The sequence below is a fragment of the Marinobacter fuscus genome, from assembly GCF_003007675.1.
Taxonomy (GTDB): Bacteria; Pseudomonadota; Gammaproteobacteria; order Pseudomonadales; family Oleiphilaceae; genus Marinobacter; species Marinobacter fuscus.
Genome location: NZ_PXNP01000043.1, coordinates 1 through 7030, shown reverse-complemented (window position 1 = coordinate 7030; position 7030 = coordinate 1). Strand labels below are relative to the sequence as shown.

Here is a 7030-nt window from a genome sequence, read left to right as displayed (position 1 = left end):
GAGCAGCACCATGGCAAACTTAAGTGACCGGTTACGAGCCGAGGGCATGGAAAAGGGCATGGAAAAGGGCATGCTAAAGGGTATGGAAAAGGGCTTGGAGCAGGGCTTGGAGAAGGGCCTGCATGAAGGCATGGAAGGAATGTTGAGAAAGCAGGTTCAGCTCAAATTTGGCCCGATCCCGCTTTGGGCGGACGAGCGCATATCTACAGCTACTAACGAGCAGTTGGAGATCTGGGTCACCGCAATTCTGTCGGAAGACACGCTGGAAGCCTTGCTTGCTCTGAGGAGTTGAACGAAGCGCGGAATGCAGCATTCGCTTTCGACGGGGTCTGACACTCGCTGTCAGACCCCATTTCTCGAAATACGCCTCACCGTTGCGAAACTACTAGAACGGTCTTACCGCAAATAAAGCAAGCGTCATCGACTCAGCGTGATGTCTAGCCCAGAATTAACCCCCAGCTTCCTCCAAGCTTATAATAATCTCAGCTATATCTGCATCGGCTTTTTTCTCCTGCAAAAGCCTTGCAAAATCTAAAGGCGTTCGGCCTTGCTCTCCTTTTTTAGAGGCGTCGGCACCATGCTCTAACAGCAGTTTGACCGCAAATGAGTTTCTTTCAAGTACTGCCGAGTGTAGTGCCGTAACGCCGGAGCCGGAGTTTTTATCGATAGCGTCCACATCAACGCCATTTTCTAGAAAATGCACCAATATTTTTCTAGCCTGAGATTCGTCAGAATATAGGGCGGCGTAGCGCGCACCCGCCTCCATATTGAGTTGCTGAACCTCATCCTCTGATGGGTGAAATCCATATAGAGCTTGTTCAGCACCCCATTTAAGCACCGCTGGTGAATTTTCAGAACTCATATAAACGATCAATGTAACAGGGGGCGCATTGGCAAAATTATATGCCATGATGCCAGCCGTACCGATCATAAGCATAACGAGCAGTGCGAGAGCACTCGCAACAAATTTTTTCATGCTGCTACCCTCAAACCCAGACCAGGTTTCCTGCAGAGAGTCCTGAGGTTGCAAATGAAGGCAGTTTTCTGGGCAAGGAAACAATGCCTGCGAGTAACATCTCGAAACGGGATTTTTGTTTTAGAGCAATGGTCGCTCTGACAGAGTCATAGACCTTTGCATCGCCCAAGTCCTCTTCCGAAGCATAGTTCCACCAGTGTTTCACGTACTTGCGTGATATTTTTTTGACCAAAGCTTGAACGCTGGCACCGGGTTTTTTTCGTATGATCGCGTTTATTAGAATATCTATAAATCCGATCAAATAGGAGGCGTCCACAGCAACAATTAACAGGGCCTGAGCATAACGTTTAGCATCTAAGTTTATAGTCATTCCTTCAATAGCATGCTTGCGTTCGGGCCAGAAGAAGATAAATACTTCTTTTGCCTCCTGCTCGGTTAACACTACATTCTGATCGATAATTACGGGAAGGCTGAGTGAAACGTCACCCATATTAAGACTCCTTTCTAAAGTAAGGGCTTCCGGTTTTTTAGAAGCTAATCACATCCGTGATGTGCATGTCGTTGCACGCTTACGAAGATTAACAGCGCGCTTTGAGTGATTCAACGGCTTAGGTCTTGATTATGGGTCTTGATTATGGACAGGCACTCACCTGACGGATCAATTATGGACATAAGTACGGACAGGCACTCGCCTGCTGGGGCACTCGCCTGACCAACTTCCCGAAGGCCTGGTGGTTTCGACCCCGGGCTTTTTGCGTTTCCGCTGCGTTGATTCCGGGGTTCTGACAAAACGATGGCGGCCTTCCAAGGGGAATGACGGAAATCTGCTGATTTCAGGCGAGCGACAGCCTCGGCAGGAGCACCGAAAAAGCATGGGGGTAATTATGGCGGCGGGGGAGAGTCTAAGCCGCTCGTCGGCGCCGTCCTGGATTTCGGTAATCCTGGTAGCTGTCCTCAAACGCGGTCGCCCGCTGGCACCACCGCTCCGGATCTAGATTCAGCCGTTCCAGAATGGGCAGCACTTTCTTATCAATAGCGCCTGCTGTTCTGTTTGCCGTGCAATGGCTCCTGCCAGGTTTATCGACGGGGTTTGGCATTCACTTTCGACGGGGGCTGACACTCGCTGTCAGACCCTATTTCTCCAAGGTTTAACGTAGGTGGCTTGTGGGGTCAGACACTCGCTGTCAGACCCCTTTGAACCGCGAGGCTCAGCCCCCACTTCTCGATGAAACGCAGACCAGCGGATCTTCATGGAGAAAGATGCCAATAGGCACACGGCCTGCTAGACTCTTCTCATGAAGCAAATTAACTGGAATGCTGAAAAGAACCAACAGTTGATGAGCGAGCGCGAAGTTTCCTTCGAAGATGTCCTGTTTGCCCTTCAGTCTGGCGGTTTACTTGATGATGGACCTCACCCCAATAGGGAGAAGTATCCGAATCAACGTCTGTTTGTGATTCGAATTGACGACTATGCCTGGCTGGTGCCGTACGTCGAGAATGATAGAGAAATCTTTCTCAAGACGGTCATTCCCAGTCGTAAGGCCACTAAGAAATTTCTAAGGGGGTAGCATGACGAAAACCAAATTGGATCCCGAAGAGCAAGAGCTGCTGGAGGCATACGAACCTGGAGAGTTCGAGTCAGATCTGGATGCCGATCGTCGGGAGTATCTGATGAAGGCCGCGGAAGAAACGTTCAAGAAAGACAAGCGGATCAATATACGTATCTCCAGTCGCGACCTGGAGGCACTTCAACGCCGGGCGCTGGAAGAAGGGCTTCCTTACCAGTCGTTGGTTGCTAGTGTTCTACACAAGTATGTCTCCGGTGGCCTAAAGGACATCTCTGCTAACAAGTCAGGCCAGCGGGCGCGCTAAAGCGAATGAATTTGCCGTGCAATGGCTGCTGCCAGGTGTATCAACGGGGGCTGGCACTCGTTTTCGGCGGGGATTGGCGTTCGCTTTCGGCGGGGTCTGACACTCGCTGTCAGACCCCAATCATCATGGACAGGCACAGCTTAGCCTAACCTGATTCCCGAAAGCCCGGTGGAGTCGTCCCCAGGCTTTTTGCATTTCTGCGGCGTCGATTTCGGGGTTATGGTAATTCGCCGCTGGAACCACCGTTCCGGATCCAGATTCAATCGTTCCAGAATCGGCAGCGCGTTTTCGTCAATGCAGCCCCGTTTCTCCCAAGTTTAACGTAGGTGCCTTGTGGGGGCAGGCTATTACAAGAGACCCGCTCATGCGTGCTGCGTTAGATACTCGCTGAGCGCCTCTCGTGTGAGGTCATTTAATGAGATGCTTTGGCGACGTGCCTCAATGCTTGCCGCAAGGTGCAAGTCATGCCCAACCCTTACATTAAAGGAGCCCTTGCAAGGTATTTCCGGCGCGGTGTTCAGCTCTGAGCAGGTTTTCAGGTAGTCGTCCACCGCTTCCTGAAACGCTTTTTCAAGCTCTGCTACTGTTTCTCCTTCGTAGTTGACCAGTGAGCGAATAAACTGCAGTTTTCCGAACAGGCAATTGTCTTCAGTGCTAACCTCTATGGAGCCGTGGTAGCCCCGGTATTTGAGCATGGTACCCATCAGATCAGCCCTCCAGATTTAAGGTTGTCAATTATCTGACGTCTTGCGTAAGCTTTCAGTTCATTACCCGGGTGTGGCCGGTGTAAGTTGATTAGTGCTTGTGGATTTCCATTGTCGAACTTAACTCGACTACCTGGCCCCTCAATTTGGCGATACCCAAGGCTTCGCAAAAGTGCGGTTAGTTCCTGCCAGGTAAAAGTTGAGTCTCTATTCAATAGCTTAGTCAGCAGCTTTCCTTGCTTTGACATCCCTCTTCTCCTTTTCTGCAACTAAGTTTAGTTGCTGTTTGGGGGCGCGTCCATAGTTTGAGGAAAAAGATAATGAAAAGATCATGGACAGGCACAAGTGAGTCTCGGGCCACTAGCGGTTAACTCAGTTTGACGTTTAACGATAAGCGTTATAAGTTGCTGGTATGATTAAAAGCTTCCGATGCAAAGACACTCAAGCGCTGTTTGAGGCTGGAAAAACCAGACGGTTTTTGGCGATCAAAGCTGCAGCTGAGCGTAAGTTGATTGTGTTGCAAGCAGCTGCAGAGCTGGATGATCTGAAATCCCCACCTGGTAACCGGCTTGAAGCTTTGAATGGTGACCGGAAAGGCCAGTACAGCATCCGCATTAACCGGCAATGGAGGGTGTGCTTTCGATGGACTGCGGACGGTCCGGAAGATGTTGAAATTGTTGATTACCACTGAGGAGGTCGCGCAATGATTGGTAATGGTATGCGTCCCATTCACCCTGGAGAGATTCTGCGGGAAGAGTATTTGGAGCCGCTGGAGATGAGCGTAAATGCGCTCTCCAAGGCTTTGCATGTTCCGGCAACGCGGATGAATGAGATCGTTCGTGAGAACCGGGGCGTTTCCGCAGACACGGCGCTGCGGCTAGCGCGTTACTTTGGCACCAGTGCACGGTTCTGGCTGAATCTCCAAACGGAGTTTGAGCTGCGCCAGGCTCAGTTGGGCAAAGAAGCCAAGATTGCTAAAGAGGTTCAGCCGCACGCTGCTTGAAAACAGTAAACCTGGAACAGGCCTGGCCTCTCGCTCTCGACGGGGTCTGACACTCGCTGTCAGACCCCACTTCTCCAGCGCGTATATTTCGGCTGGCCAATGGATTGGCAGGGGATGTAAAGCCAGTAGGGCAGGGTGTCTGCGAGTTGCGCATTCATCATGGCCCCGGGTAGCGGGTCTACTTCAAGCAGCGTGGGAACTAGGTCATTATCCTGCTTTGCGGTGGAGATAAAGATACCCAGCAAAGTGATATTAACACTGCGCTGCGACTGGCATCAGAATGGGAGGCGTTATGAGCGGCAAGATCTACGATTACGATCCGGCAGCGTCGCTGGATAGTGAGGATGCAATTGCAGTTTTTCTCGCCGATGCCCTGGAGGCCGGTGATACGGCTTACATCGCCAAAGCTATGGGTGTGGTGGCTCGGGCGAAGGGGATGACAGAACTGGCTCTTGAAACGGGGCTTTCCCGTGAGCAGCTGTATCGATCATTTAGCGAGCAGGGCAACCCTACCCTGAAAACCATGCTCACGGTGCCCCGTGCCCTGGGTGTGGGCTATTGAGGACTTCCTCAGCCAAGCGCAAACTCAGCTTTCAACGCCAGGTATGGTAAATTGGCGGTCTTGAAAACAACTGAAAGTTGCACCGCCAACCGGAGCCGAAATGCCCACCGCTACAGACAACTACTGGTCAATGCCACCCAACCCTGAAAAAGCACTTATGCTTGCACAACGCGCGGTATCGGTATTTGTTTACGATGCAGTGCGCCTGGAGGGCATCAACTTCACGTTGCCGGAGGTGCAAACCCTGCTGCAGGGGGTCGCAGTGGGTGGGCATAGGCTGAGCGATCAGCAAATCGCGGTTAATCAGGGCGAGGCCTGGAAACTGCTGTTTCAGATGATCCGGGAAGGGAGCTTCAGTTTATCGGCCGATTGCGCCATGGCTCTGCATACGGTCGCTGCAAGGGAAGAGGCGTTGGAGTGGGGCTGCTTTCGCAGTGGCTCCGTACTGATTGCTGGCACTGATTACGAGCCTCCGGCGGCTAGTGAGCTACCGGAACGTTTTGACCGAATGATCGATGAACTACAGTACATGGGCGATGTTTACGACCAGGCTATCCACCTGTTCCTGACTATGGCCCGTACTCAGTTTTTCTACGATGTAAACAAGCGTATGGGGCGTTTTATGATGAACGGCCACCTGTTGAGCAACGGCTATCCGGCCATCAATATTCCGGCTTCAAGCCAACTCGAATTCAATGAACTTATGCTCCGCTTTTACGAGTCCGGCGATCAGGGTGAAATGAATGCCTTCGTGCGTAGCTGCATGGACGAACGGGTCGTTCGTATTATGAAAGAGGAGTAAACGGGCCAGAGCCGCCCGTTTCGCTGGCAAACCCCATTTCTCCAAGGTTTAACGTGGGTGCCTTGTGGGGTCAGACCGCGAGGGTCAGACCCCTTTGCCCGCGAAGTACCGGCAGGGTCTGGCATTCGCTATCGACGGGGGTTTGGCGTGCGCTATCGACGGGGCTTGGCATCCGCTATCGACGGGGTCTGACACTCGCTGTCAGACCCCATTTCTCCGGCATGGTGATATCCTTGTCATTCTCGACTGTTGATTTGCTCACATCATACCTTCATAATTTTATCTGTATATATATCCAGCTTTTTCTTGATTTCCACGAAGCCTTTCGTTGAGAATGGCCAATGATAAAGCGTACAAGGAAAGCCAATATGCCAAAGGATTCGGCAAGCCCACCAACCAGTCATGACCAGAACTTCAAAAACTTGATCCTGGATTATCCGGTGCAAGCCATTCAGCTGTTCAGTCCGCAGGAATCGGAGGCCGTCACCTCGGAAGCCCGTATTGTTCCACTTCGGCAGGAGCAGTTAAAAGAAAGGCTGGGTAACCGGTTTCGGGAGCTGGATGTGCCATTACTGGTTGAGTGGCCAGATGGGCGAAGAGAGGCGCTGCTGTTTGTTCTGGAAGAGGAATCTGACCCAAGGCGGTTCTCTATCCACCGCCTGGCACACTATTGCTTGGATCTTGCGGAGCTGTGCAGCACAGACAGAGTGGTGCCGGTGGTGATTTTCCTGAAAACCAGTAGCAAGGAACCGCGCGAACTCGTTCTCGGCAGTGAGCGTTATCAATACCTGAGTTTTAACTACATACGCTGCGCGTTGCAGGAGCTCCGTGCAGAGGATTACTGGCATAGTAATAATCTCATCGCCAGGCTTTGCCTGAGCCTGATGAGCTGGCGGCAAGACCAGAAACTGGAGGTTTATGCCCGTGCCGTGCGCGGTTTGAGCACTCTGGAGCCGGATCCCGAGAAGCAGTTGAAGTATCTGGACTTCATCGACATCTACACAGCCTTGGATGATAATGAAATGGAATTGTATCAGCAGAAATACCCGAAGGAGAGCAGCACCATGGCAAACTTAAGTGACCGGTTACGAGCCGAGGGCATGGAAAAGGG

The 7030-nt window shown here is 51.8% G+C and carries 11 protein-coding genes and 2 pseudogenes; 9 read left to right on the top strand and 4 right to left on the bottom strand.

The annotated features are described in order from the left end of the window. Positions 1-292 (top strand): annotated as a pseudogene (locus C7H09_RS08085) (hypothetical protein); the annotation flags it as partial. Between the two features lie 156 nt (positions 293-448). Here C7H09_RS08085 and C7H09_RS08080 read toward each other — a convergent pair. Both C7H09_RS08080 and C7H09_RS08075 read right to left on the bottom strand, forming a co-directional pair. After that, a complete protein-coding gene (locus C7H09_RS08080; protein ID WP_106762064.1) occupies positions 449-976 on the bottom strand; it encodes an ankyrin repeat domain-containing protein in 528 nt (175 codons plus the stop codon). 10 nt (positions 977-986) lie between these two features. Further along, positions 987-1466: a hypothetical protein gene (locus C7H09_RS08075; protein WP_106762063.1), complete on the bottom strand. Its 480-nt coding sequence runs from the start codon at positions 1464-1466 to the stop codon at positions 987-989. An 805-nt stretch (positions 1467-2271) separates the two neighbouring features. Here C7H09_RS08075 and C7H09_RS08065 point away from each other — a divergent pair. Both C7H09_RS08065 and C7H09_RS08060 read left to right on the top strand, forming a co-directional pair. Then, positions 2272-2544, top strand: a complete 273-nt coding sequence (locus C7H09_RS08065; RefSeq protein ID WP_106762062.1) for a BrnT family toxin — start codon at positions 2272-2274, stop codon at positions 2542-2544. Between the two features lies 1 nt (position 2545). Then, complete coding sequence (locus tag C7H09_RS08060) at positions 2546-2848, top strand: CopG family antitoxin (RefSeq protein ID WP_106762061.1); 303 nt, start codon at positions 2546-2548, stop codon at positions 2846-2848. A gap of 362 nt (positions 2849-3210) precedes the next feature. Here C7H09_RS08060 and C7H09_RS08055 read toward each other — a convergent pair whose 3' ends face one another. Both C7H09_RS08055 and C7H09_RS08050 read right to left on the bottom strand, forming a co-directional pair. Continuing rightward, positions 3211-3552: a type II toxin-antitoxin system HicB family antitoxin gene (locus tag C7H09_RS08055; protein WP_106762060.1), complete on the bottom strand. Its 342-nt coding sequence runs from the start codon at positions 3550-3552 to the stop codon at positions 3211-3213. Next, entirely contained in the window at positions 3552-3800 is a 249-nt protein-coding gene (locus C7H09_RS08050; RefSeq protein ID WP_106762059.1) for a type II toxin-antitoxin system HicA family toxin, read from the bottom strand. Before C7H09_RS08050 ends, C7H09_RS08055 begins: the two co-directional genes overlap by 1 nt. Positions 3801-3964: 164 nt before the next feature. Between C7H09_RS08050 and C7H09_RS08045 the strand changes: the two genes are divergently transcribed. From C7H09_RS08045 to C7H09_RS08020, 6 genes and pseudogenes are all read left to right on the top strand, one after another. Beyond that, a complete protein-coding gene (locus tag C7H09_RS08045) occupies positions 3965-4243 on the top strand; it encodes a type II toxin-antitoxin system RelE/ParE family toxin (protein WP_106762058.1) in 279 nt (92 codons plus the stop codon). 12 nt (positions 4244-4255) lie between these two features. Further along, the gene (locus C7H09_RS08040) at positions 4256-4555 is read left to right on the top strand and encodes a HigA family addiction module antitoxin (protein ID WP_206074291.1); all 300 of its coding nucleotides are present in this window, start codon (positions 4256-4258) and stop codon (positions 4553-4555) included. A gap of 77 nt (positions 4556-4632) precedes the next feature. Beyond that, positions 4633-4851 (top strand): annotated as a pseudogene (locus C7H09_RS20190) (type II toxin-antitoxin system RelE/ParE family toxin); the annotation flags it as partial. After that, on the top strand, positions 4848-5117 hold the full coding sequence (locus C7H09_RS08030; protein WP_106762057.1) for an addiction module antidote protein: 270 nt from the start codon (positions 4848-4850) through the stop codon (positions 5115-5117). The pseudogene C7H09_RS20190 and the gene C7H09_RS08030, both read left to right, overlap by 4 nt. A 100-nt stretch (positions 5118-5217) precedes the next feature. After that, positions 5218-5919, top strand: coding sequence for a Fic family protein (locus C7H09_RS08025; protein WP_106762056.1), 702 nt, complete (start codon positions 5218-5220; stop codon positions 5917-5919). Positions 5920-6287: 368 nt separating this feature from the next. Continuing rightward, on the top strand, positions 6288-7030 hold a 743-nt coding region (locus C7H09_RS08020; RefSeq protein WP_106762055.1), incomplete at its 3' end, for an RpnC/YadD family protein.

What these genes read in the sequence shown, in the direction of transcription:
- C7H09_RS08080 (WP_106762064.1), bottom strand. Translation starts at nt 976, where the DNA reads ATGAAAAAATTTGTTGCGAGTGCTCTCGCACTGCTCGTTATGCTTATG.
- C7H09_RS08075 (WP_106762063.1), bottom strand. Translation starts at nt 1,466, where the DNA reads ATGGGTGACGTTTCACTCAGCCTTCCCGTAATTATCGATCAGAATGTA.
- C7H09_RS08065 (WP_106762062.1), top strand. Translation starts at nt 2,272, where the DNA reads ATGAAGCAAATTAACTGGAATGCTGAAAAGAACCAACAGTTGATGAGC.
- C7H09_RS08060 (WP_106762061.1), top strand. Translation starts at nt 2,546, where the DNA reads ATGACGAAAACCAAATTGGATCCCGAAGAGCAAGAGCTGCTGGAGGCA.
- C7H09_RS08055 (WP_106762060.1), bottom strand. Translation starts at nt 3,552, where the DNA reads ATGGGTACCATGCTCAAATACCGGGGCTACCACGGCTCCATAGAGGTT.
- C7H09_RS08050 (WP_106762059.1), bottom strand. Translation starts at nt 3,800, where the DNA reads ATGTCAAAGCAAGGAAAGCTGCTGACTAAGCTATTGAATAGAGACTCA.
- C7H09_RS08045 (WP_106762058.1), top strand. Translation starts at nt 3,965, where the DNA reads ATGATTAAAAGCTTCCGATGCAAAGACACTCAAGCGCTGTTTGAGGCT.
- C7H09_RS08040 (WP_206074291.1), top strand. Translation starts at nt 4,256, where the DNA reads ATGATTGGTAATGGTATGCGTCCCATTCACCCTGGAGAGATTCTGCGG.
- C7H09_RS08030 (WP_106762057.1), top strand. Translation starts at nt 4,848, where the DNA reads ATGAGCGGCAAGATCTACGATTACGATCCGGCAGCGTCGCTGGATAGT.
- C7H09_RS08025 (WP_106762056.1), top strand. Translation starts at nt 5,218, where the DNA reads ATGCCCACCGCTACAGACAACTACTGGTCAATGCCACCCAACCCTGAA.